The following is a 22276-nucleotide window of genomic DNA, read 5'->3' as shown; positions in this document are numbered from 1 at the left end:
GGCGGCATCGGCGAGTCGACGCTCCGCCCGGACGGCACGCTCAAGGTCACCGGCGAGTTCGCCTACGCGTCCGACCTGTGGCACGAGGACATGCTCTGGGGCCACACCCTGCGCAGCCCGCACGCCCACGCCCGGATCCGTTCCGTCGACGTCGTCGAGGCCCTGGCCACCCCGGGTGTGTACGCCGTCCTGACCCACGACGACCTCCCGGCCGCCACCCGCTACGGGCTGGAGCTCCAGGACACCCCCGTCCTCGCCGACGGCGTCGTCCGGCACCACGGCGAACCGGTCGCGCTCGTCGCCGCCGACCACCCGGAGACCGCCCGCCGCGCCGCCGCGAAGATCCGGGTGGCGTACGAGGAACTCCCGGTCGTCACCGACGAGGCGAGCGCGACGGCCCCCGGCGCGCCCGTCCTCCACCCCGGCCGCACGGACGGTCATGCGGCCCACGTCCCGCACCCCAACATCGTCCACCGGCAGCCCGTCCGGCGCGGCGACGTCGCCGCCGCGAAGGCCCGGGCGGCGGCCGTCGTCACCGGCGAGTACGAGGTCGGGATGCAGGACCAGGCGTTCCTGGGCCCCGAGTCGGGCCTCGCGGTGCCCGCCGAGGACGGCGGCGTCGACCTCTACATCGCCACGCAGTGGCTGCACGCCGACCTCCGGCAGATCGCGCCCGTCCTCGGCCTGCCCGAGGACAAGGTGCGGATGACGCTCTCCGGCGTCGGCGGCGCGTTCGGCGGCCGCGAGGACCTGTCCATGCAGGCCCACGCCTGTCTGCTCGCGCTGCGTACCGGCCGGCCGGTGAAGATGGTCTACAACCGGTTCGAGTCCTTCTTCGGGCACGTCCACCGGCACCCGGCCAGGCTCCGCTACGAGCACGGCGCCGACCGCGACGGCCGGCTCCTCTACGTCACGGCCCGCATCGTCCTGGACGGCGGTGCGTACGCCTCCTCGTCCCCGGCCGTCGTCGGCAACGCCGCCTCGCTCTCCGTCGGGCCCTACGAATGCCCGAACGTCGACGTCGAGGCGCTGGCCCTCTACACCAACAACCCGCCCTGCGGCGCGATGCGCGGCTTCGGCGCCGTCCAGGCGTGCTTCGCCTACGAGGCGCAGATGGACCGGCTGGCCGCCGAACTCGGCCTCGACCCGGTCGCGTTCCGGCGCCGCAACGCGATGTCCCAGGGCTCGGTGATGCCGACCGGGCAGGCCGTCGACTCGCCCGCCCCCGTGGCCGAACTACTGCGCCGCGTGCAGGCGATGCCGATGCCGCCCGAGCGGCAGTGGGAGACCGCCGGCGGCGGCCCCGACCTGCGGGCGCTCCCCGGCGGGGTCGCCAACACCACGCACGGCGAGGGGGTCGTGCGGGGTGTCGGCTACGCGGTCGGCATCAAGAACGTCGGCTTCTCGGAGGGCTTCGACGACTACTCCACGGCACGGGTGCGGCTGGAGTACGCCGGAGGGGAGGCCGTGGCCACCGTGCACACGGCGATGGCGGAGGTCGGGCAGGGCGGCGTCACCGTCCACGCCCAGATCGCCCGGACCGAACTGGGCGTCTCCCAGGTGACCATCCACCCGGCCGACACCCGCGTCGGATCGGCCGGTTCCACGTCCGCCTCCCGCCAGACGTACGTCACGGGCGGCGCCGTCCGGCACGCCTGCCGGACCGTCCGCGAGCGCGTCCTGGACCTCGGCCGGACGAAGTTCGGCACGTATCACCCGGCCTGGGCCACCGCCGAACTCCTGCTGGAGGACGGCAAGGTCGTCACCGACGGAGGTGAGGTGCTGGCGGCCCTCGCGGACGTCCTGGAGGGCGAGGAGCCCGTCGAGGCCGAGGTGGAGTGGCGGCACCGGCCCACCGAACCGTTCGACCTCCGCACCGGCCAGGGGACCGGCCACGTCCAGTACTCCTTCGCCGCCCACCGCGCGGTGGTGGAGGTGGACACGGAACTGGGCCTGGTCAAGGTCGTCGAACTGGCCTGCGCCCAGGACGTCGGCAAGGCCCTCAACCCGCTCTCCGTCACCGGGCAGATCCAGGGCGGGAGCACGCAGGGGCTGGGGCTGGCCGTCATGGAGGAGATCGCGGTCGACCCGGTCACGGGGAAGGTCCGCAACCCCTCCTTCACCGACTACCTCATCCCCACCATCCTCGACACCCCGGCCATGCCGGTCGACGTCCTCGAACTCGCCGACCCCCACGCGCCGTACGGGCTGCGGGGCGTGGGGGAGGCGCCGACGCTCTCCTCCACCCCCGCCGTCGTGGCCGCCATCCGGCAGGCGACGGGGCTGGCGTTGCGGAGGGTGCCGGTGCGGCCGGAGCATCTGACGGGGGGCTGAGAGCGGCCGAGGCGGGTGCCCCCCCATCCCCCCACATCCCTCACCCCCATCGGCATCGCACCGCCCGGCACCCAAGGAGCAGGCAGACACCATGACGCAGCCATCCGTGGAGCCGGCGGCCACGGCCGCGGGCGCGAGCGCGGGCTCGTGTCCCCCGGCCGGCAGGTCCCGGCTCGCCCGGCTCGACCGGTACTTCCAGATCTCGGCACGCGGTTCCACCCCCGCCCGCGAGGTGCGCGGCGGCGTCACGACGTTCATGGCGATGTCCTACATCGTGCTGCTCAACCCGCTGATCCTGTCCGGCAAGGACGCGTCCGGCCGCACCCTCGGCCACGCCGCCCTCATCACGGCGACCGCGCTGGCCGCCGCCGTCTGCACCCTGCTCATGGGCGTCGTCGGCAAGGTCCCGCTCGCGCTCGCCGCCGGGCTCGGCGTCTCCGGGGTGCTGTCGAGCCAGGTGGTCCCGCACATGACCTGGCCGCAGGCGATGGGCATGTGCGTGCTGTACGGGGGCGTCATCGTCCTGCTGGTCCTCACCGGGCTGCGCGAACTCGTCATGAACGCCATCCCGTTGGCGCTCAAGCACGCCATCACCATCGGCATCGGGATGTTCATCGCCCTCATCGGCCTGGTGAAGGCGGGGTTCGTGCACGCGGCCAAGGGCGGCGGGCCGGTGACCCTCGGCCCGGCGGGCGAGCTGGCCGGCTGGCCCGTGCTGGTCTTCTGCGTGACGCTCCTGATCGTCTTCATGCTCCAGGCGCGGAACGTCCCGGGCGCCATCCTCATCGGCATCGTGACCGGCACCGTCCTGGCCGTCACGGTCAACGCCGTCGCGGACCCCGGCTCCGGCACCTGGCAGTCCGGCGCCCCCGAACTCCACGGGAGCGCCGTCTCCCTGCCCGACTTCTCCCTCCTCGGCGACGTCTCCTTCGGCGGCTGGGGCTCGCTCGGCGCGCTGAGTGTCGGGGTGATCGTCTTCACCCTCGTCCTGGCCGGCTTCTTCGACGCGATGGCCACGATCATCGGCGTCGGCACGGAGGCCGGACTCGCCGACGACCGCGGCCGGATGCCCGGGCTGAGCCGGGCGCTGCTCGTCGACGGCGCGGGCGGGGCGATCGGCGGGGTCACGGGCGCGTCGGGCCAGACGGTGTTCATCGAGTCCGCGACCGGCGTCGGCGAGGGGGCCCGTACCGGACTGTCGTCCGTCGTTACCGGCCTCCTCTTCACCGCCTGCCTCTTCTTCACCCCGCTCACCCGGATGGTCCCGGGGGAGGTCGCCGCGGCGGCGCTGGTGGTCATCGGCGCGATGATGATGAGCCATGCGCGGCACATCGACTGGAACGACCGGGCGGTGGCCGTCCCCGCGTTCCTCACGGTCGTCCTCATGCCGTTCACGTACTCGATCACGGCGGGGGTCGGCGCGGGGGTGATCGCCTACACCGCGATCAGAACGGCCGAAGGGAGGTGGCGGGAGCCGGGGACCTTCATGTGGGTGCTGACGGCGGTCTTCACGGTCTACTTCGCGCTGCACCCCATCGAGAACTGGCTGGGCGTCACCTAGCGGACCGAGTGGAAGAGAAAGTAGCGAGAGAGCAGGGAAGGAACGTTCCGTCATGCTGGACCTCGCGGAAGACCTGCACCGCTGGTGCGCGGAGGGCCGCGACTTCGCCGTCGCCACCGTCGCCGCCGTCCACGGCAGCGCCCCGAGACAGCCGGGCGCCGCCCTCGCCGTGGACGCGGCGGGCACGGCGATCGGCTCGGTCTCGGGCGGCTGCGTCGAGGGCGCCGTCTACGAGCTCTGCCGCGAGGCGCTGGAGAGCGGCTCCGCCCGGCGCGAGCGCTTCGGCTACTCGGACGAGGACGCGTTCGCGGTAGGGCTGACGTGCGGAGGCGTGATCGAGGTCCTGATCACGCCGGTCCGGGCGGCGGACCCCTGGCGGGGCGGGTACGAGGCGGCGCTGTCGGCGGCGGCGGGCGGGGAGGCCGTGGCGCTGGTCCGCTCCCTGTCCGACGCGGAACCGGGCGCCCTCCTGGTCCGTCCGGACGGCGCCTTCTCGGGGTCGGTCGGCGCGGCGACGGCGCCGGCGACCGACCGGCGGGCGGCCGACGAGGCCGCCGCCTTCCTGGCCACCGGCCGTACCGGCGTCCTGACGCCGGTCGCCGACGGCGCGTACTGCGGCCGGCCGGCCGAACTGCTCATCGAGACCAGTGTCCCGCCGCCGCGCCTGATCGTCTTCGGCGCGATCGACTTCGCGGCGGCACTGGCGCGCGTCGGGAAGTTCCTCGGCCACCACGTCACGGTGTGCGACGCCCGTCCGGTGTTCGCCACCCGCGCCCGCTTCCCGGACGCGGACGAGGTCGTCGTCGACTGGCCGCACCGCTACCTGGACGGGCAGCGCCACCTGGACCCGCGCACGGCCGTCTGCGTCCTGACCCACGACGAGAAGTTCGACATCCCGCTCCTGGTCCGCGCCCTCCGCCTCCCCCTCGCCTACGTCGGCGCCATGGGCTCCCACCGCACCCACCACGCCCGCCTCGCCCGCCTCCGCGCGGCGGGGCTGGGGGAGGCGGAGCTGTCCCGCCTCCGCTCGCCCATCGGTCTCGACCTGGGCGGCCGGACACCGGAGGAGACGGCCCTGTCGATCGCGGCGGAGATCGTCGCGGTCCGCAGGGGCGGGTCGGGGGCGCCGCTGCGGGGGGCCGGGGTACCGATTCACCGGGCGGTGGCGGTGGGGGCGAGGTGCTGACGGGGGAGGCCGCGAAAGCGGACGAAGCGACGCGGGGTGAAGCGGCTCAGACGAAGAAGGCGTTCATCCCGTCGACATCCGACAGGTACGTCTCGATGGCCGCTATCTTGCCGTCGCGCAGGCGGCAGACGGTGGACAGGTGTTCGTCCAGCCGTACGTCGCCCCGGCGGGCGGTGTTGTGCAGGGACAGGGCCATGTTCTCGCGGCTGACGAGGATGTGCAGCAGCTCGAAGTCGACGCCGTAGGAGGCGATCTTCCGGGCCCGCTCCACCACCGCGTCGGCCCCCTCCGCCGTACCGGAGATCGCGTTGTCGCCGGGCAGCGTCCAGGTGGCGTCGTCGGTGAGCAGTGAGCGGATGCCGTCCCAGTCGCCGGCGCTGAGGAAGGCGTGGAAACGGACGCCGAGTCGGTGGGCGGCCTCGTACTGGGGCATGGTTCCTCCACGAAGATGCTGGGGTTAAGGCGATGAACTTCGCTTTAACCCCACTCAAGCAGGCGAAGAGCTAAAGCGCAATCCTTCGCTTTAAGATGGGGGGATGACCGCCAAAAGCAAAGACAGCCGCCCCGGTGGCCGGAGCGCCCGCATCCGCTCCGCCGTTCACCAGGCGGTGGTGGATCTCGTCGGTGAGATCGGCGCCGACAAGGTGACCGTCCCGGCGGTGGCGCGCCGCGCCGGCGTCCACCCCAGTTCGGTGTACCGGCGCTGGGGGACGACCTCGGCCCTGCTCGCGGACGTGGCGGACAGCCGCCAGGAAGAGGAGGCGCCCGAACTGCTCGGCGACCTCCGCCAGGACCTGGAGCGGGCGGCGGTGTGGACGCTCGCCGACCTCTCCCGGCCGGGAGGCGTGGCGTTCTTCCGTGCCGAGGTGGCGCCGGACGTGGACGACCGCAGGGCGGGCCTCCGCGCCTGCCTGGAACGGGTCAGCGCCCGCTTCCGGGCTCCCCTGGAGGCGGCCGCCGGCCGCGGCGGGACGCCGCCCTCCCTGGAGCGGGTGCTCGACCGTGTCGTGGCACCCCTCTATTTCCGCGTGGTGTTCTCCGTCCCCGGGACGGACGAGCGCTACGCCCGGGACCTCGTCGCCGAGCTGTGCGCCGAGCACCCGGCCGGCTCCCCCGGCTGACGGCCGCCGGCCGCGCCGTGCGGATCCGCCCGCCGGGTGACCCCACCCGCCCGGCGGGCCCGGCCCCGGGGCGGACCGCGACGGCCGCGGAGAGGTCCCGTCCGGGCGGCCGGTAGAATCGACGCCCGTGGCGGACACCCAGTACGAAGACCTGTTGCGGCTAGTGCTCACCTCCGGAACGGCCAAGGCCGACCGGACGGGCACCGGCACCCGAAGTGTCTTCGGGCACCAGCTGCGGTACGACCTCTCGCGGGGATTCCCCCTGGTCACCACCAAAAAGGTGCACCTCAAGTCCATCGTGTACGAGCTGCTGTGGTTCCTCCGCGGCGAGTCGAACGTCGGCTGGCTGCGTGAGCACGGCGTCACCATCTGGGACGAGTGGGCCGACGAGAACGGCGACCTCGGTCCCGTCTACGGCGCGCAGTGGCGCTCCTGGCCCGCCCCGGACGGCCGGCACATCGACCAGATCAGCGAGGTCCTCGACACGCTGCGCCGGAACCCGGACTCCCGCCGGATGATCGTCTCCGCCTGGAACGTCGCCGAGCTGGACAAGATGGCCCTGGCGCCGTGCCACGCCTTCTTCCAGTTCTACGTGGCCGACGGCAAGCTCTCCTGCCAGCTGTACCAGCGCAGCGCGGACCTGTTCCTCGGCGTGCCGTTCAACATCGCCAGCTACGCCCTGCTCACGCACATGGTGGCGCAGCAGGTCGGCCTGGAACCGGGTGACTTCATCTGGACCGGCGGCGACTGCCACATCTACGACAACCACGTCGAGCAAGTGACCGAGCAGCTCTCGCGCACCCCGTTCGAGTTCCCCGCGCTGCGGCTGCGGCAGGCGGACTCGCTCTTCTCCTACGCGTACTCCGACGTCGAGGTGGTCGACTACCGGCACCACCCGGCGATCAAGGCGCCGGTCGCGGTATGAGCGACGCGTCGGCGGACGGCGGCCGGACGAGCGGCGGCGGGACGAACGGCGGCCGGACGACGGTCGGGCTGATCTGGGCGCAGGCCCGCGACGGTGTGATCGGCGCGGGCAACGCGATCCCGTGGCACCTGCCCGAGGACCTGGCCCACTTCAAGGCCGTCACCCTCGGCCATCCGGTCGTGATGGGGCGCAGGACGTGGGATTCGCTGCCCCCGCGGTTCCGCCCGCTGCCGGGCCGGCGCAACATCGTCGTCACCCGCGACCCGCACTGGGCTGCCGACGGCGCGGACCGCGCCGGGTCCGTCGCCGAGGCGCTGCGGCTCGCCGCCGAGCCGCAGGACGCGTCCGCGCCCGCCGAGGTGTGGGTGATCGGCGGCGGCGAGATCTACCGGGCGGCCCTGGAGTACGCCACGGCGCTCGCGGTGACCGAGGTCGACGTGGCGGTGGACGGCGACACGTACGCCCCGGCCGTGGACGGGTCGTGGACGGCCACCGAGGACACCGGCTGGCGGTCGTCCGCCACCTCCGGACTGCGCTACCGCATGCGCGGATATGTCCGGTGACAGCATCCCTCCCCTGTACACGCGGCACCCGGTGAGTACCCGAACGCCCTCGGCGACGTGATCCGTCCCCGGCGGCTCGCGCGGCATCGGCCGGGCCGTGTTCCTGCCCCTGGGCCGCCGACGGCTTCGACGTGACCTTCTGCCACCTGTCCGGCCCGGCCCGGGCGGAAGAGGCCGCGGCCGAGACCCGCCGGGACGGCGCCCGGGTGCCCGGCGGTGGAAGCGCGCGGCATCCGCCCGATCCGCTTGTTCCGCCGCCGGGGCGGTCGCGGAAGTGAGGTCACCCGCGTGAGGAACCGGTGCGGCGGCGGGCGCGGTGGCGGCGGACGTTGACGGTGTTCGCGCAGCGGACGCTGCAGAAGGTGCGGCGGCCGTTGCGGGAGACGTCGACGAAGACGACGGAACATCCGGTGCGGGAGCAGTGGCCTAGGCGGTCGGCGGCGCCGTCCGATATCAGCTGGGCCAGGCCGGCCGCGGTGAGGGCCTTGACGCGGGTGACCAGGTCGGTGTCGAGGGGCGCGGGGTGCAGGTGGTGAGGCAGTCCGTCGTGGGCGACCAGGCGGGGGCGGCAGTCCGCGTCGACCAGGAGCGCGCCGGCCGCGGCGGCCTGTTCGGGGCCGGTGGTCTCGAAGACGACGCGCAACCGCCCGGCCCAGGGCCGCAGTTCGGTCATCGCCGCGTCATCGGCGGTCGGCCGGTGGACCGCGTGACGCGCCAGGACGTCGGTGAGCGCGGTCGCGCTCGGCTCGTTGACCAGTGCGGCCGCGATGAACGCCCCTGCCGAGGTGTAAGTGTTGAACTGCACAAGGCCATTACAGCACCGTGACGTCATGAGTCTCTCGAGCAGGGGTGCGACCGATGTGACACCAGGTGCGGGTACGGCCGCTCCGTTTCTCAGCGGGTTGGCCGCGGTGTCCGCGTGGGGCCTCGCCCCGGTCGCCACCCGGGCGGCCGTCGCACACCTGGAGCCGCTGCCCCTCGCCGTGGTGCGCGCGCTCGTCGCCGGGCTGGTGTTCCTGCCGTGGTGCGTACGCGTGCTGCGCCGACTGGACCGTGCCGGTGTCCTGCGTGTCGTCGCGGCCGGGCTGCTCGGCATGGTCGGCTACAACCTGCCCGTGGCCGTCGGCGTCCAGTGGCTGCCCGCCTCGACCAGCGCCCTCGTCCTGGCGGGCGAACCGGTCTGGATCCTGGTGCTGAGCCGGCTGTTCCTCGGGGAGCGCGCGCCCCGCCGGTCCTGGGCCGGCTCGGCGGTCGCCCTCGCCGGGATCGCCGTCATCGCGGGCCCGGACCTCCGGCCCGGCGACGCCGGTGCCCGCACCGCCGCGGGACTCGGGCTCGTCCTGCTGGGAACGCTGTTCTTCGCCGCCTACACGATCGTCCTGCGTCCCCTGAGCACCGTCTGCGGCCCCAGCGCCGCGACGGCCGCGTCCACGGCGGCGGGAGCCGTTCCGTACCTGGCGCTCGTGGGGACGCTCGACCCGCACCGGCCGGCCACCGCGCCGCCCGGGGCGGTGGCCGAGGTGCTCTTCCTCGCTCTCGGCAGCACCGTGCTGGGCATGCTGCTCTGGAACGTGTCCGTGGCGCGGATCGGGAGCCGCCGGGCGGGCCTCCTCCTCTTCCTGGAGCCGGTCGTCGGCGTGGCCGGCGGCGTCACGCTCCTCGGCGAACGGCTGTCCGCCGCAAGCGTCGTGGGCGGCGTCCTCGTCATGGCCGGGGTCGTCACCGCGTGGACGGCCGACCACGGGGAGGACGCGGCGGGGACGGCCGCCGCCGCATGAGTCTCCCGGGTACGCCCGGGGGTATCGGCGCCATCGCCGCACCACGCCCGGTCGGGGCGGAGGCCGAGGCGGCGGCGGAGGCGTGGGGCGATGGCCTGTCGGCCCGGCAGGGGAGCCGGCTCCTGGACGTGGTGTCCGTCGCGCCGGGCAGCGCGCTTCGGCCCACCGATCCGCGCCCCTGCCGAGACGAGTGGCCTTCCGGGCGAGGACGCGGTCGCGCGCAGCGTCCGTGCCCGGCGACCGACGGCCGCCAGGTCTCGGCCGCTTCGGAGCCCGCGGCGTCCGTGCGGTACGCGGCGTCCGCGTGGGGCGTGGGGTCCTCGCGGTGCGTGAGGTCATCGCGGGTCCATGCGTTCACCTTCTCGGTTCCCGCGAAGTGCCGGTCCGCGCCCGCGCCCGCCCGCAGCCGCTACCCTGGCAGGCCCGCCGCCCACCCCGCCGGGAGCGCCGCACATGATCCGACGCCGTCACGGGAACGCGTTCGTCTGCTGCGACCTGTGCCCCGGGCGCCCCGTCCTCCCCACCCCGAACGACGAGGTCAACCCGGCCAAGTGCATCCGCTGCCAGGGCGATTACCGCTGGCTGCCGGTGCCGCACCCGGAGGACCACCTGTGCGACGTCTGCCGGCGGGAGTGCCCGGACTGCCAGGCCCCCTCCCCGGCGGGCGGCCGGTGCCTGACCTGCCAGGGCAGGTGCCGCACCTGCCAAGGACCGCTGCCGGAACGCGACTTCACCGTCCACGTGGTGGAGCCGGGGGCGCGCAAGGACCGCAAACGCCGCTGGCGCCGCCACTTCTACCCGCACACCACCGCCCGCGACCGCTGCGACCGCTGCCTGGAGCAGGCCGGTTCCCGCGACCCGCTGCGGGCGGTCCTGGCGGCCGTCCCGGACCGGCTCCTGCGCGCCTGCGGCGGCGCCTACCCGCCGGAGGCGATGCGGACGATCTGGGCGCAACTGGACCACCGCACGGCGCGCCAGCTCGTCGAGCGCGTCGAACGCCGCTGGTGGACCGGCTGGTCGAACCGCCCTCTGCGGCGCGACGCCGACGAGCGGCGGGAGGGCTACGGACCCGACGACGTCGTCCTGTGGCTCCTGGCACCCGCCGGCTGCCACGCCGGCTGCGAAGACGGTTTCCACCCGGACGACCCCGACCGCCCCTGCCCCGCCTGCCGCGGCCACGCGCCCCTCCCCGGCCCGTCCGCCACCCGCGAGGAGCCCGACGGGGAACCGTCCCGAACGGCGGACCGCACCCCGGCCGAGGCCGTCGCCCACCGCCCGCCCATGACCGAGTGCACCGGCAGGGACGGCGCCTGCGGCGTCCCCGTCGCCGCCCCCTACCGCCAGTGCCCCGCCTGCCTCGACTGGCCCTTGTGCGCCTGCGGTTACCGCCGCTACGACCCGGCTCGCGTCACGGCGTGCCCGGCCTGCTCGTCCGCGCCCGGGGCCTGAGCCGCGGTGGCGCGGTGGGTCGGCCACAAGGGCTCCGCCCCCGACCCGCCACGTGCCCCCCGACCCCGCACGACGGGATCCCGCCCCCCGCTCCCGGCGGTACCCTCCTCCCGTCGGGCTCCGTGACCGGAGGGAGTGGAGCGCATGACGCGCGAGATGCGGCGGCAGCGGCGGTCGGACAGGGAGTTGAGCGGGCAGGAGGTGGGCGGGGATCCGTTCACCCTCGGGGTCGCCTCCGGTGATCCGCTCCCGGACGGGGTCGTGCTCTGGACGCGGCTGGCGCCGCGGCCGTTGGAGGCGGACGGCGGGTTACCCCCGGAGTGTCGCATTCCGGTGGAGTGGGCGGTCGCGGCGGACGAGGAGCTGCGGGATGTCGTCCAGCACGGGACCGCGGCCGCCGACGGCGCGGACGCGCACAGTGTGCACGTCGAGGTCGACGGTCTGGAGCCGGGGCGGACGTACTGGTACCGCTTCCGCTGCGGGCCGTGGACCAGCCCGGTGGGGCGGACGCGGACGGCGCCCGCGCCCGGGGCCGGCGTCCACCAGGTGAGGGTGGGGCTGACCTCCTGCCAGCAGTACGACGAGGGGTACTACACGGCCCTCGCGCACCTCGCGCGGGAGGACGACCTGGACGCCGTCCTCTTCGTCGGGGACTACATCTACGAGAACGAGATCAACGCCCAGGCCGGGGCCCGCGGTTACACCGGGGCACAGCAGCTCCCGGAGGTGTTCAACCACTGGCTGACCACCCTCGACGGCTACCGGCTGCGCTACGCGCTCGGCAAGACCGACGCGGACCTTCAGGCCGCGCACGCCGCGCACCCCTGGATCGTCACCTGGGACGACCACGAGGTCGAGAACAACTACGCCGGCGCCGTCTCCCAGGACAACCTGCCCGCCGACGAGTTCCTGCGCCGCCGCGCCGCCGCCTACCGCGCGTACTGGGAGCACATGCCGCTGCGCGAGGCGCAGCGCCCCTGCGGTCCGGACGCGCTGCTGTACCGGCGGTTCGGGTACGGGGACCTGGTCCGGTTCGACGTCCTCGACACCCGGCAGTACCGGTCCGACCAGGCGTACGGGGACGGGTGGAAGTACCCCGGGCCCGAGTCCGAGGACCCCGCGCGCACGCTCACCGGGGCCGAGCAGGAGGCGTGGCTGCTGGACGGCTTCCGGGGCTCGACCGCCCTCTGGAACGTCGTCGTCCAGCAGGTGGCCTTCTGTCAGCGGAAGGGGAACGTCGGGCGGGCCAAGGTCTCGATGGACGCCTGGGACGGGTATCCGGCCTCGCGCCACCGGATCCTCCAGGGGGCGCGGGACGCGGGCATCGCCAACCTCGTCGTGCTCTCCGGCGACGTCCACGTGCACTACGCGATGGACATCAAGGAGGACTTCGACGACCCCGCCTCCGCGACCTTGGGCGTCGAGATCGTCGGCACATCCGTGTCCAGCGGGTTCGACGGGGTCGGGCGGCCGGACGACTGGGAGAACGTGATGCGGGTCAATCCGCACATCAAGTACTACGCGGAGCGGAGGGGTTACGTGGTCGTCACCTTCACCCCGGACGGCGTCCGGGCCGACTACCGCGTCCTGCCGTACGCCACGCGGCCGGGGGCGCCCGTCGGCACCGACGCGAGCTTCGTGTCCCGGGCGGGGCGGCCGGGGTTCGTCCCCGCGTAAGAGAGGGAAGGACGGGCCGCCGGCCTCACCCACCCCGGCGGCTCCACGATCGCTGCACTGTGCAAATATTCGGTCGAATATTTGTCCCCCGTTCCCTAGTGCAGTGAGTCGTCTTGACACCTCACAGATGGTCCCGGAGCCTCGCCACCGTCCTCGCCATGGCGGCCTGCGGCGCCTCCGCCACCGCCGCCGTGGCGGCCCCCGGCTCCGGCTCGGGCTCCGGTACCGCATCCAAGCCCACGCCCTCCGCGTCGGCCCCCGCCACCCGCGCGACCCCGTCCGCCGTCGAGAAGTTCTGGACGGCCGACCGCCTCGCCTCGGCCGTGCCGCTGGACGCCGGCCGGGGCGCGCCCGCCGCGTCCCCGCGCCCCCGGGTCTCCCAGCTGGCCCCGCCCGGACCCGTCGGCACCGCCCCCAAGGGCACCCCCCAGGGCGTGTACGGGGACGGCATACCCGCCGTCGGCACGTTCTTCTTCGACACCAAGGCCACGGGCGCCACGTACTGCTCCGCGAGCATCGTCCGCAGCGCGCACCGGAACCTCGTCCTCACCGCCGGGCACTGCGCCAAGCACGCGGCCGACAAGGGCATCTTCATCCCGCAGTTCCGCAAGGGCAAGGCGGTGAAGGACCAGCCCTTCGGCGGCTACCCGGTCCAGAAGGCGTTCACGTACGCCAACTACCAGCCCAACAGCATGGGCGCCGACTCCGACCTCGACTTCGCGTTCCTGCGCGTCGGCCCGGAGTACCAGCGCAAGAAGCAGGTGGAGGAGGTCACCGGCGCCGGGCTGCGGCTGCGTGACACCCCGCGCCTCGCCAACCAGGTCACCGTCCACGGCTACCCGCACCTCAGCGGCAACGGCCAGCGGGCGATCAGCTGCACCGTGCCGACCGAGCGGCTCGCGGGATTCCGCCAGATGCTGATGCGGTGCGCCGGGTTCTACGGCGGCGTCTCCGGCGGCCCGTGGGTCACCGGATACAACGCCAAGACCCGCACCGGCGACGTCATCGGCAACGTCGGCGGCTACTACGGCGGCGGCCCGCCGCGCAGCTCCGGCCACGACGACTGGATGAGCTACTCGCCCCTCTACGGGCAGGAGATCCAGGACCTCTACCGTGCCGCCGTCGCCGACCGCGCCCCGGGCAGCGCCGCGCCGCGCGGCCTGTACGAGGGCCGGCTGGCCGGTCCCGCGAGCGACTGGAAGTACGCCACCCACGTCATGGCCGCCGACGTCGACGCCGACGGCCACGACGACCTGCTGGTCATCTGGAAGGACGGCGAGGCCACGCTCTACCCGGGCGACGGCCGCGGCGGCTTCGGCACCCCGCGCACCCTCGCCAAGCAGAAGAGCTTCTGGAAGAACGCCCGCTCGGTCACCACGGGCGACTTCACCGGCGACGGCCGCCCCGACCTCATGGTCCTGTGGGCCAAGGACGACAAGAAGGACACCTCCACCGGCAAGGTGAGCGTGTACTCCGACATCAGCGCGGCGCGGCTGACCGGCACCAAGGAGTACGTCGTCCAGCAGGCCGGCTCCGAGTGGAAGTACGCGACGGCGATCACCGCCGGCGCCTTCGACGCGGGTAAGGCGAACGACGTCGTCGTCCGCTGGAAGGACGGCGACGTCACCCTGCACAGCGGCGTCACCGGCAGCGGCACCGGCCGCGAGCGGACCCTGGCAAGCAAGGACGCCGCCTGGAAGGACGCCGTCTCCCTCACCACCGCCCAGCTCTCCGGCAAGGGCGCCGACCTGCTCGTCCGCCGCGCGGACGGCAAGCTGGAGGCGTTCTCCGGCATCACCGCGACGTCCGGCCGCCTCGGCGGGAGCGCCGTCCTCCAGCCCGCCCACCCCTCGTACACCCGCAACTCCGCGATGGCGGCAGGCGACTTCACCGGCTCCGGCCGGCGCGCCGACCTGCTGGTCCGCTGGGTCGAGGGCGAGACGTCCCTCTACGAGGGCACGGGCCCGAAGCGGATCGGCACCTGGAAGACCATGGTGTCGCCGTGAGCCGACGCGTCTGACGACGCACGCGGCGGCACAGCGGCGTGGAAGGGGCGGCACCGGTGAACGACCGGGGCCGCCCCGTTCCCCTTTTCTCGTGGCCGGCTTCCGCCATGCTGCCCACTCTGTCCACGCTCTCCGACCTCGATGGGTACCCATGGACGTCTCTGCCGCGCCCCCGTCCGGCGGCCGCACCGGACCACGGCGCCCCCACACCCCCGCCACGCTCGTCGCCGCGCTCTGGGTGCCGTTCGCGACCGTCGTCGGCGTGGTCACCTCCTGGCAGGTGCAGCGCATCGACGGCGACTGGGTGGACCGGCAGCAGGCGGCGTGCCGGCGCCTGTCCTTTCCGACGGCGGAGCACGTCGCCGCGTGGACGGGCCCGGCCCTCGGGGTCTCGGCGGTGGTCGTCTGCGTCCTGCTCGCCAGGCAGTTCTGCCGCCGGCACGGTGTCCGGCTCGCGGGGACGGGGGTGGGGCTCGTGGCGTACATCGGCGCGTGGCCCGCCGTGCTCACGGTCCCGCTCGAACCCTTTCTGCTGTACGCCACGTACTCGCCCGTCGACTCCGGGTCCGTCCTGGGCGACTGCGGATAGCGCCGCGCGCGTCCGCCCGTCCTTGTCGCCCGGATTTCCCGCCGTCCGCCGGTTATGGAAGAGATTGGCCGGGGCAGGCGCCCGCCGGGTCTCGGTGGGACGGGGGTGGCTCCTGCGGCCCTGCGGCGGTGGCGGCCTGTCGCCGCGCCGATTCAACAGCCGGCCGCGTCCCGCCGATATCAAAGCGACGCGGAGAGCATGGGGAAGGAGACGGACGATGGTGCAGGAGTGGCACATGGCGGCCAATATCGGGGCCGGGCTGGGGCTGGGCTCGGTCATCGGGCTGGAGCGCCAGTGGCGGGCCCGGATGGCGGGGCTGCGGACGAACGCCCTCGTCGCCGCCGGGTCCGCCCTCTTCGTGCTCCTCTCCACGTTCGGCTTCTCCGACGCCACCAGCACCACGGGCTACGACGGCTCCCGGGTGGCGGCGCAGATCGTCTCGGGGATCGGTTTCCTCGGCGCGGGCGTCATCATGCGCGACGGCCTGCGGGTGCGCGGTCTGAACACGGCCGCCACCCTGTGGTGTTCGGCCGCCGTCGGCGCGCTCGCCGGCACCGGGCTGTACGTGATCGCGATCCTCGGCACGGCCGGCGTCGTCGCCGCCAACACCCTGCTGCGGCCGCTCGCCCGGCGGCTGGACCGGGAGCCGCGCGGCGGGGCGGAGGTGGCGACCGACTACCACTTCGAGGTCGTCTGCACCGAACCCGAGGAGGCCCACGTCCGCACCCTCGTCGTCCAGGCCGTCGGCCGCCCCGGCTTCCGGCTGCGCTCGGTGCACAGCCGCGACGCGGAGGACGCCGGGAAGGTCACCGTCTCCGCCGACCTGACCACCGAGCGCCGCGACGACAGCCTCCTGGAGGAGGCCGTCAGCCGGCTCTCCCTCGAACCGGCCGTCTCGGCGGTCAGCTGGACCGTCCTGAACGCCTCCGACGAGGAGTCGGAGGGGGACGGGGACGACGACTACGGGCCGGCCGGCCGGGCCCGGCGGCGGGTGCGGAACCTGTTCACGGGGCGGTGATCCCGGACGGGCCCTCCCGCCCGGTCGTGCGGCGGAACGTGAACGGGCAGTGCGGGCCGCCGTGCCCGATGGTCGTCGGCCGCTCGAAGGCGAAGCCGTGCCGCTCCGGGTCGACGGCGTCGCTCCGGTTGGCGTCGAAGGCACAGAGCACCGGCGTCAGCCGCCCGGCGCCGTTCGCCTCCGGCACCTGGTGGTAGGAGCAGTGCTCCACTCCAGGAGCGGCAGCAGCTCCTGGTCGGGGAGCCCGGGGGAGAGCTCCCGGTACGCGGCCGGGACGGCGAGGTGGTGGCGGGACAGCGCGTCCTCGGTCAGGTGCCGCTGCTCGGTGCGGAGGCGCTCGTACCGGTCGCGGAGGCGGGAGGCGAGGCCGTCCGGTACGGGCTGGTTCCGCACGAGCGTGGTGAAGAACGCCTCGATGGCGAGGTGGGTCTGGTCCACCAGGTCAGGGGGGCGGCGGTCTGCGCGGCGGTGACGTTGGGCAACCGCACGAATGCCGAGCTCAGCACGACCGGCGGTACGAGCCGCTCGTCGCCGGGGCGTCGAGCCGTCCCCTGCTCGGGAAAGGGGGACCCTTCACGGGCCGATGCCGGCTCACGAGGCGAGGACCGCGGCGAGCTCGCCCGGCCGGGCGGCGAACGGGCTGTGGCTGCCGGGCAGGGTACGCACAGTGAACGGGTTGCCGGGGAAGGCCCGGTCGGCTTCCGCGATCATCAGGTCCTGCGCGGCCGGTGCCAGCGCCCGGTCGTCGGCGCAGCGCAGGAACGTTCGTGGAAGGCGTCCCCACCGTGCCGCGGTCAGGTGGACCGGAGTCGTCGGGATCGCCAGGGGCAGATCAGGGCTCAGCGCGGACCGCCACCGGTCAAAGCGGGCCGGAGGGGTGTCGTGGTAGTGGGTCTCCCGTAGTTCGTCGAGGTAGGCGGGATCCGGTGAGAGTGGATTGATCCGTACGGCGCCCAGGGCCTCGGGGTCGCCGAGGTTCAGGTTTCGGCCCAGCGCGGTGGCGTTCTCGGGTGAGCCCAGATAGTCGAAGAACCGCGGCCGCCCGCCCGGGACGAAAGCGGACAGGTAGACGATCCGATCCACCAGTTCGGGCGCCCGCTCCGCGGCCAGGGACGCGGGACCGCCCCCCGCGCTGTGCGCGACGAGCACGACAGTGCGATGGTGACGCACCTGGCGCAGGACACTCAGTACCGCCTCGGCGCAGTCGTCCATCGTCAGGATGGCGAGCTGTGACGTCTCGGTCAACAGGCCCGGCTGGCCGGGCAGCAGGTATCCGGTGGGCAGGGGTGCGTCAAAGCCGTGCCCCGGCAGGTCGACGGCCACGCTCGCGGCGCCCAGTCCCGCCAGCGCGCGCTGCGTCGCCGCCCACTGCCCGGAACCGTGCCAGGCGCCGTGCACGAGAACGAAGACGGTGTCGGTCAGAGGAACGTTCTTCATGGATCCATTCCAGACGGGAACCGCAGCACCATCCACGCATAGATCTGGTGAGTGGCATGGCGATACTTTTGAGGTATCACCAGCAGCCGACGGACCGATGAGTGAGGGAAGGGTCATGGAAGCCCGACACCTGCGGTACGCGGTTGCTCTCGCCGAGCACGAACACTTCGGCCGGGCGGCCGGCGAACTGGGCATCGCGCAGCCGCCGCTGTCCAAGCAGATCGCCGACCTGGAGCGCGAGGTCGGGGCCCGGCTGTTCGACCGCACACGTCAGGGCGTGTTCCCGACCGCCGCCGGCGAGGCGTTCCTCGCACGGGCACGCCGCGCGCTCGACGAGATCGCGGCGGCCGCGGTCGACGCGGGCCGGGCCGCGCGCGGTGAGACGGGACGTCTGCGCCTGGGGTTCATCGCCTCGGCACTGCTCGACCCGCTGCCGGGCGTCCTGAGCCGGTTCCGCCGTGAACGGCCCGACGTGAGACTGGAACTGCACGAGATGGCGACCAGCCGCAGCAGCCCAGCTCTCGTCGCCGGTGAGCTGGACGTGGCCATCACTCTCGGCCCCCCACGGGGTGCCGGAGCCGAGCACCTCGTGTCCGTCCCGATCGGACGCGACCACGTGATCGCTGTGGTCAGTACGGCGCACTCGTACGCGGGGCAACTGTCGGTGAACGCCGCCCAGTTGCGGCGACAGCCGCTGATCGTTTCGGCCGGCGAGGATGAGCCCGCCGTGGTCGCCGGACTGCGCACTTTGCTGGGCGCGGACTCGTCGGCTCTCGGCGGCGCGATCGTCGCGAGGGACGTGCACACGATCATCGGCCTCGCCGCCTCCGGCGTGGGCGTCGGCCTGGGGCCGTCCCGCATGAGGGCGGTCCCGCGTCCGGGAGTGCGGTTCTGTGAAGTGACCCCGCGCACGCCCCTGCCCAATCTCGTCCTGTCCTTCGCGGCCCGCGATCAGTCCCCGGTGCTGCGCGCCTTCCTCGACACCATCCGGGCCAACTGCCCCGACGTCGGCGCCGCACTCGACGACCGCATCCAGAGCCACACGTGATGCGCGCCGGTCGTCCCTTCCCCTGCACGTATCCGGCCATCGGGCGCAAGCGGCCTCGCGTGGGTCCAGCAGGTCGGCTCGGCGCAACTCGTCGAGCAGGACAGGGCAGGGCAGGGCGGCGTGCGGGCGGGGCCGGACGCCGGCCTTGGTCCGGTCCCGCAGCCGGCGCCAGGCCGTCACTCCGGAGCAGCCCACGGTCGGGAACGATCAGTTAGGGATTCGGCTTAACGGTTCGACGTGCCGTGCCCCCGCCCGCCACACTGGCCCCATGCGCATACGCCCTCCCCACCCCGCCGAACTGCCCCTCCTCCAGGACGTCGAACGGGCCGCGGGCGAACGGTTCCACGAGGTCGGCATGGCGGAGATCGCCGCAGACGAGCCGCTTCCGCTCGACGAGCTGGAGGCGTACCGCCGGGCCGGGCGGGCCTGGGTGGTGACGGAGGCCGGGGGACGGGACGCGGACGGGGGCCCGGGCGCGGACGGCGCTTCGCCGGTCGTCGCGTACCTCCTCGCCGACCGGATCGACGGCAACCTCCACGTCGAGCAGGTCTCCGTCCACCCCGACGCCGCCCGCCGGGGTGTCGGGCGGGCCCTGCTGGAGCACCTCGCGGCCGTCGCCCGTGCCGCGGAGATCCCCGCGCTGACCCTGACCACGTTCGCCGACGTCCCCTGGAACGCGCCCTATTACGAGCGCTGCGGCTTCCGCCGGCTGGCCGCGGACGAGATCACCCCGGAGCTCCGGGCGGTCCGGGAGCGGGAGGCCGCGCACGGGCTGGACCGGTGGCCGCGGGTGTGCATGCGCCGCGAGGTGTGACACCGCCCCCGCGCCGTACGCAAGCCGATGCGTGCGCCGGGTGCGCGGGCCGCCCGGCGTGCCCTCCCGCGGCGGGGGCACCTGTGCCACCCCGCCGGTGGCTCATGCCTCCATCGGGTGAACGGACGCCCGTACCGGGCCGGGCGCGACCGCAAGCCAGTAGGAAAGGCGCATGCCGCCCAGAACGACACCCACCGAACGCCAGAAGAGGCTGGGGAGCGAGCTGCGCAAGATGCGCACCGCGGCCGGGGTTTCCACCGACTACGCCGCCCGCCTGCTCGGCGTCGACCGTACGAAGATCTCCCACATGGAGTCCGGGACGCGCGTCGTCTCGCCGGAGAGACTGCGCATCCTCGCCTGCAACTACGCGTGTTCCGACGAGCGGTACATCGAGGCCCTCGCCGACATGGCCACCGACCGCAAACAAGGCTGGTGGGAGCGGTACCGGGCGGACCTGCCGCCGGGCATGCTCGACATCGCGGAACTGGAGTGGCACGCGGAACGAGTCCTGACCTCCCAGGTCATGCACCTCCCCGGGCTCCTCCAGACCGAGGACTACGCGCGCTCGATCTTCGCGGCGGTCCTGCCGCCGCCGACCCGGCTGGAGGTGGAGCTCCGGGTGGCCTTCCGGATGGAACGGGCCCGCGTCCTCCGCGGGGACCGGCCGCTGGACTACGTCGGCTACATCCACGAGACCGCGCTGCGCACCCGCTTCGGCGGCCGGGACGTGACCCGGCGCCAACTGGAGTATCTGGCCGAGGTGTCCGAACTGGACCATGTCGTGCTGCGGGTCGTCCCCGTCTCCAGCGGCGCCTTTCCCGGGGCCGGCCACTCACTGCTGTACGCGGAGGGGCCGGTCCGGCAACTGGACACGGCGCAGCTGGATTCCGAGCTCGGGCCGCTGTTCTGGCACGCGGAGCTGCAGTTGACGAAGTGCCGGGGGCAGCTGGCGTGGATGGAGAACGCGGCCCTGGACCGGGAGGAGTCCCGGGCTCTGATCCGCGCGCTGGCGCGGGAGCTTTGAGGTGCCCCGTCCGGCGTTTGAGGACAACCGCGCGGAGCGCGGTTTCGGGGGTGCGGGGGCCGGCCCCCGCAGAGACGGTGAGAGGGAGGGACCGGGGCACACCCCCTACACCCCGACGTCGCGGCTCCGCAGATCCTCAAGCGTCTCCCGGCGCACGACGAGCCGCGCCCGGCCCCCCGAGACCGCCGCCACGGGCGGACGGCCGACGTGGTTGTAGGCGGAGGCCATGGACAGGTGGTACGCACCCGCGGCGGGGACCGCCAGGAGGTCGCCCGGGCGGAGGTCGGCCGGGAGCGGGACGTCCTCGGCGAGGACGTCGCCGGCCTCGCAGTGCCGGCCGACCACCGTCACGGCACGGGCCGGCGCCAGGGAGGAACGGTTCGCCAGGTGGACGGTGTACCGGGCGCCGTACAGGGCGGGACGGGGATTGTCGCTCATGCCGCCGTCGACGGCGACGAAGGTGCGCCCGCCCGTCGTCTTGACCGCGAGCACCCGGTAGAGGGCCACCCCGGCGGGGCCCGCGATCCAGCGGCCCGGCTCGACCGTCAGCCGGGGGACGGGGAGTTCGGCGTGGGCGCAGCGCAGGGCGAGTTCCGCCGTGACGCGGTCGGCGTACGCGGCGGGGTCCACGGCCGGGTCGCCGGGACGGTAGGCGATGCCGAAGCCGCCGCCGAGGTCCAGTTCGGGCAGGGTGACGCCGTGCCGGTCGCGCAGCCGGGCGAGCAGCTCGACGAGCTTCCGGACGGCGACCGTGTACGGGTCGGTGGAGGTGATCTGCGAGCCGAGATGGCAGTGCAGGCCGACCAGTTCGAGCCGCGGCTGGCCCAGGATGCGTACCACCGCGTCCTCGGCCTCACCGCCCGCGATCGGCAGCCCGAACTTCTGTCCCTCCACCCCTGTCCGTACCGCCGCGTGTGCCCCCGCGGCCACCCCCGGGACGACCCGCAGCAGCACCCGCTGCCGGGTCCCGGCGGGTGCGAGCGCGGCGAGCCGGGCGATCTCGCCCGCGCTGTCCAGGACGATCCGGCCCACGCCGAACCGGAGCGCGGCGCGCAGGTCTGCGGGGCTCTTGGCGTTGCCGTGCAGCACGACGCGCTCGGCGGGGAAACCGGCGTGCACGGCGAGGTCGAGCTCCCCGGCGGAGCAGACGTCGAGGTCCAGCCCCTCCTCGTCGATCCAGCGGACCATGGCGCGGCAGAGGAACGCCTTGCCGGCGTAGGCGATCCCGGCGTCGGGGAGCGCGGCACGCCAGGCGCGCGCCCGGGCGCGGACCTCGTCCTCGTCGAGGACGTACGCCGGGGTGCCGAAGCGGTCGGCGAGTTCGGCCAGGGGGACCCCGCCGACGGCCACCTCGCCGGACGGCAGGGTATGGGCGGAGGCGGGCCACAGGGGCGCCGGGCCGGCGGCTTCGGGGGCCCCGGGAGGTGTAGGGGGTGTGGGGAGTGCGGGAGGTGCGGAGGTTATGGGCGCGGGCGGGAGCGGGGCAGGGTGGGGGACGGGCATGGGGTTCCTTCGGCGGTTGCGGGCCTGGAGGGGCACGGGTGGGCTGGTGGGGAGGGTGGAGGTCGGAGGTACCGGGGCGGCGTCCGTGGTTTCGGTGGCTTCTCCGGTGCGGCGTACCTCCGGGCGGATGTGGGGCGTTCGCCTGCGGCCTGCGGCCTGCGGCCTGCGGCCTGCGGCCTGCGGCCTGCGGCCTGCGGCCTGCGGCCTGCGGCCTGCGGCCTGCGGCCTGCGGCCTGCGGCCTG

The 22276-nt window shown here is 74.0% G+C and carries 21 protein-coding genes; 15 read left to right on the top strand and 6 right to left on the bottom strand.

Translation table 11 applies throughout. The features are described 5' to 3' along the window. The first annotated feature begins 6 nt into the window (after positions 1 to 6). The 3 genes from pucD to ACH4PU_RS12975 all read left to right on the top strand — a co-directional run bounded on the left by pucD (position 7) and on the right by ACH4PU_RS12975 (position 5081). Positions 7 to 2334 (top strand): xanthine dehydrogenase subunit D, encoded by a 2328-nt coding sequence (pucD, locus tag ACH4PU_RS12985; RefSeq protein WP_398270899.1) that lies wholly within the window; start codon positions 7 to 9, stop codon positions 2332 to 2334. A gap of 91 nt (positions 2335 to 2425) precedes the next feature. Beyond that, positions 2426 to 3895, top strand: a complete 1470-nt coding sequence (locus ACH4PU_RS12980; protein WP_398270408.1) for an NCS2 family permease — start codon at positions 2426 to 2428, stop codon at positions 3893 to 3895. A gap of 52 nt (positions 3896 to 3947) precedes the next feature. Continuing rightward, positions 3948 to 5081 (top strand): XdhC family protein, encoded by a 1134-nt coding sequence (locus ACH4PU_RS12975; RefSeq protein ID WP_398270405.1) that lies wholly within the window; start codon positions 3948 to 3950, stop codon positions 5079 to 5081. 46 nt (positions 5082 to 5127) lie between these two features. Here the strand turns inward: ACH4PU_RS12975 and ACH4PU_RS12970 are convergent, their stop codons facing one another. Beyond that, positions 5128 to 5514, bottom strand: coding sequence for a nuclear transport factor 2 family protein (locus tag ACH4PU_RS12970; RefSeq protein WP_398270402.1), 387 nt, complete (start codon positions 5512 to 5514; stop codon positions 5128 to 5130). 103 nt (positions 5515 to 5617) lie between these two features. On the opposite strand from ACH4PU_RS12970, the gene ACH4PU_RS12965 reads away from it, so the two are divergent. The 3 genes from ACH4PU_RS12965 to ACH4PU_RS12955 all read left to right on the top strand — a co-directional run bounded on the left by ACH4PU_RS12965 (position 5618) and on the right by ACH4PU_RS12955 (position 7690). After that, positions 5618 to 6202 carry a TetR/AcrR family transcriptional regulator gene (locus tag ACH4PU_RS12965; RefSeq protein ID WP_398270399.1) on the top strand — a complete coding sequence of 195 codons (585 nt, stop codon included), beginning with the start codon at positions 5618 to 5620 and terminating at the stop codon, positions 6200 to 6202. Positions 6203 to 6329: 127 nt separating this feature from the next. Then, positions 6330 to 7127 carry a thymidylate synthase gene (locus ACH4PU_RS12960; protein WP_398270396.1) on the top strand — a complete coding sequence of 266 codons (798 nt, stop codon included), beginning with the start codon at positions 6330 to 6332 and terminating at the stop codon, positions 7125 to 7127. Then, the gene (locus tag ACH4PU_RS12955; protein WP_398270393.1) at positions 7124 to 7690 is read left to right on the top strand and encodes a dihydrofolate reductase; all 567 of its coding nucleotides are present in this window, start codon (positions 7124 to 7126) and stop codon (positions 7688 to 7690) included. The genes ACH4PU_RS12960 and ACH4PU_RS12955 overlap by 4 nt, the downstream gene beginning before the upstream one ends. A 280-nt stretch (positions 7691 to 7970) precedes the next feature. On the opposite strand, the gene ACH4PU_RS12950 is transcribed toward ACH4PU_RS12955, so the two are convergent. Next, entirely contained in the window at positions 7971 to 8495 is a 525-nt protein-coding gene (locus ACH4PU_RS12950) for a CGNR zinc finger domain-containing protein (RefSeq protein ID WP_398270390.1), read from the bottom strand. Positions 8496 to 8520: 25 nt separating this feature from the next. Here ACH4PU_RS12950 and ACH4PU_RS12945 point away from each other — a divergent pair, with 25 nt between their 5' ends. The 6 genes from ACH4PU_RS12945 (at position 8521) to ACH4PU_RS12920 (ending at position 16207) form a co-directional block, all read left to right on the top strand. After that, positions 8521 to 9468: a DMT family transporter gene (locus tag ACH4PU_RS12945; RefSeq protein ID WP_398270387.1), complete on the top strand. Its 948-nt coding sequence runs from the start codon at positions 8521 to 8523 to the stop codon at positions 9466 to 9468. Positions 9469 to 9921: 453 nt separating this feature from the next. Further along, positions 9922 to 10917: a hypothetical protein gene (locus ACH4PU_RS12940; protein WP_398270384.1), complete on the top strand. Its 996-nt coding sequence runs from the start codon at positions 9922 to 9924 to the stop codon at positions 10915 to 10917. A 144-nt stretch (positions 10918 to 11061) separates the two neighbouring features. Continuing rightward, entirely contained in the window at positions 11062 to 12594 is a 1533-nt protein-coding gene (locus ACH4PU_RS12935; protein ID WP_398270381.1) for an alkaline phosphatase D family protein, read from the top strand. A 113-nt stretch (positions 12595 to 12707) separates the two neighbouring features. After that, on the top strand, positions 12708 to 14600 hold the full coding sequence (locus ACH4PU_RS12930; RefSeq protein WP_398270378.1) for an FG-GAP-like repeat-containing protein: 1893 nt from the start codon (positions 12708 to 12710) through the stop codon (positions 14598 to 14600). Positions 14601 to 14751: 151 nt separating this feature from the next. Continuing rightward, positions 14752 to 15189, top strand: a complete 438-nt coding sequence (locus ACH4PU_RS12925; RefSeq protein ID WP_398270375.1) for a hypothetical protein — start codon at positions 14752 to 14754, stop codon at positions 15187 to 15189. A 217-nt stretch (positions 15190 to 15406) separates the two neighbouring features. Further along, positions 15407 to 16207 (top strand): MgtC/SapB family protein, encoded by an 801-nt coding sequence (locus ACH4PU_RS12920; RefSeq protein WP_398270371.1) that lies wholly within the window; start codon positions 15407 to 15409, stop codon positions 16205 to 16207. Here ACH4PU_RS12920 and ACH4PU_RS12915 read toward each other — a convergent pair. The 3 genes from ACH4PU_RS12915 to ACH4PU_RS12905 form a co-directional block, all read right to left on the bottom strand. Further along, positions 16194 to 16394, bottom strand: coding sequence for an L-2-amino-thiazoline-4-carboxylic acid hydrolase (locus ACH4PU_RS12915; RefSeq protein WP_398270368.1), 201 nt, complete (start codon positions 16392 to 16394; stop codon positions 16194 to 16196). The two genes, ACH4PU_RS12920 and ACH4PU_RS12915, sit on opposite strands and share 14 nt — an antisense overlap. Then, complete coding sequence (locus ACH4PU_RS12910; RefSeq protein ID WP_398270365.1) at positions 16364 to 16645, bottom strand: hypothetical protein; 282 nt, start codon at positions 16643 to 16645, stop codon at positions 16364 to 16366. The genes ACH4PU_RS12915 and ACH4PU_RS12910 overlap by 31 nt, the downstream gene beginning before the upstream one ends. Before the next feature lie 153 nt (positions 16646 to 16798). Next, positions 16799 to 17644 (bottom strand): alpha/beta hydrolase, encoded by an 846-nt coding sequence (locus tag ACH4PU_RS12905; protein ID WP_398270362.1) that lies wholly within the window; start codon positions 17642 to 17644, stop codon positions 16799 to 16801. 115 nt (positions 17645 to 17759) lie between these two features. On the opposite strand from ACH4PU_RS12905, the gene ACH4PU_RS12900 reads away from it, so the two are divergent. From ACH4PU_RS12900 to ACH4PU_RS12890, 3 genes are all read left to right on the top strand, one after another. After that, entirely contained in the window at positions 17760 to 18692 is a 933-nt protein-coding gene (locus tag ACH4PU_RS12900; RefSeq protein WP_398270359.1) for a LysR family transcriptional regulator, read from the top strand. A gap of 268 nt (positions 18693 to 18960) precedes the next feature. Continuing rightward, positions 18961 to 19506 carry a GNAT family N-acetyltransferase gene (locus ACH4PU_RS12895; RefSeq protein WP_398270356.1) on the top strand — a complete coding sequence of 182 codons (546 nt, stop codon included), beginning with the start codon at positions 18961 to 18963 and terminating at the stop codon, positions 19504 to 19506. A 172-nt stretch (positions 19507 to 19678) separates the two neighbouring features. Then, entirely contained in the window at positions 19679 to 20530 is an 852-nt protein-coding gene (locus ACH4PU_RS12890) for a helix-turn-helix domain-containing protein (RefSeq protein ID WP_398270353.1), read from the top strand. A gap of 105 nt (positions 20531 to 20635) precedes the next feature. On the opposite strand, the gene lysA is transcribed toward ACH4PU_RS12890, so the two are convergent. After that, positions 20636 to 22033, bottom strand: a complete 1398-nt coding sequence (gene lysA, locus ACH4PU_RS12885; RefSeq protein ID WP_398270350.1) for a diaminopimelate decarboxylase — start codon at positions 22031 to 22033, stop codon at positions 20636 to 20638. Positions 22034 to 22276 lie beyond the last annotated feature (243 nt).

Origin of the sequence: Streptomyces sp. NPDC021100 (genome assembly GCF_044333095.1) — a bacterium.
In the GTDB taxonomy this organism is placed as follows: Bacteria; Actinomycetota; Actinomycetes; order Streptomycetales; family Streptomycetaceae; genus Streptomyces.
Note: the sequence above shows the minus strand (reverse complement) of the source record. Positions and strands in the feature narration are given on the sequence as shown.